We start from the raw sequence: 1,235 nt of genomic DNA, 5'->3' as shown, positions 1-1,235 counted from the left end.
TGTTCCATTTTAGAGATTTGTTTAAGATAAGATATAACTCATTGAGATGTGTCATAGTATTCGTCGTTAGAAAACAATTATTGTGACATTATTTCAATGAGTTATCTATTTTTGTCGTGTACAGAGAAATTTTCTCTCATCCTTATATATAATTTTACAAATTCCTTTTAGATAAATATTGGTATAGATATAAAGACTTATGAAGAAGATCCACAATAAAATAAAGAATAAAAGCCCGACCATTCCGATGAATGTTGTAGGTTCAGTTTTATATAACTTAATAATAAACTCTATCATTTATTTTCCATAACTTTTTCAACTAAATCGTATGATTTACCAGCATAGTGACCTGCAATCTCAGATGTACCTTTAGCGGCAATAGCAGCTCCAGCAGCAACAATACCAATAACAATTAATCCTGTTCCATCTGTCGCAAATCCGACAATTAAATAACTTGCATAAATTCCAAAACCAATACCAGCACCAACTTTAGCAGTCTCAACAACTGTTGTTCTTGCTTTATCCTCTGGTGCAGCTTCATACACTTTTATGCTCGAACCTACAATATCCGTAGCAATAGACACATAACCTGCTTTTTTAAGAAAAAAACCGAGACATTAAGCTCGGTTTTCAATAAAACTCTAAATTTTTTAAAAATACTGATCCGCAATAAAACCCAATAACAGCAAAAGTGTTCCCAAAATACCTGACACAATGATCAAATAATGTAGATAAAAAAATACGGGATAATTTTTCAACATTTCTTTTAATTGGGAATCACCTATTTTTTGATATACATTATTCCCATAGTAAGCTTTAAATGAAGTATTAAACTTTATATTTGATATTTCTCTCCAATAGGCACTGGGCAACATACTCAAATGAAAGAAATCAAAGGGCTCCATCAATCTTGTAAATCGTTTCTCATTCTTATATAAAATTTTGCAAATTCCTTTTAGATAAATATTGCTATAAATATAAAGGCTTATGAAGAAGACCCACAACAGAATAAAGAATAAGAAACCAAAAGCAAAGAGTGCAAATATATGATCTGAAACCAATAAGTTGATAATTTTATTCATTTATACTTTCCACTTTATCATACATAGGCAGAGTAAAACTTGAAGTGCGACATAAACCACCTAATTAATTTAAAGGGTTTATGGAGTATATAAAATTGTCATACCATCATCTTAACTTTGAAGATCGTACTGCATTAATGCTTGAGTCAAGAA

The 1,235-nt window shown here is 30.3% G+C and carries 2 protein-coding genes; both read right to left on the bottom strand.

Annotated features, from left to right (window positions below; translation table 11 throughout):
* Positions 1-293: 293 nt before the first annotated feature.
* Positions 294-584, bottom strand: a complete 291-nt coding sequence (locus FTU69_RS14660; RefSeq protein WP_257223661.1) for a hypothetical protein — start codon at positions 582-584, stop codon at positions 294-296.
* A 66-nt stretch (positions 585-650) separates the two neighbouring features.
* Complete coding sequence (locus FTU69_RS14655; protein ID WP_104488273.1) at positions 651-1,082, bottom strand: hypothetical protein; 432 nt, start codon at positions 1,080-1,082, stop codon at positions 651-653.
* Positions 1,083-1,235: the final 153 nt, after the last annotated feature.

This window comes from Acinetobacter sp. YH12134 (assembly GCF_013418555.1).
Taxonomy (GTDB): Bacteria; Pseudomonadota; Gammaproteobacteria; order Pseudomonadales; family Moraxellaceae; genus Acinetobacter; species Acinetobacter indicus.
Note: the sequence above shows the minus strand (reverse complement) of the source record. Positions and strands in the feature narration are given on the sequence as shown.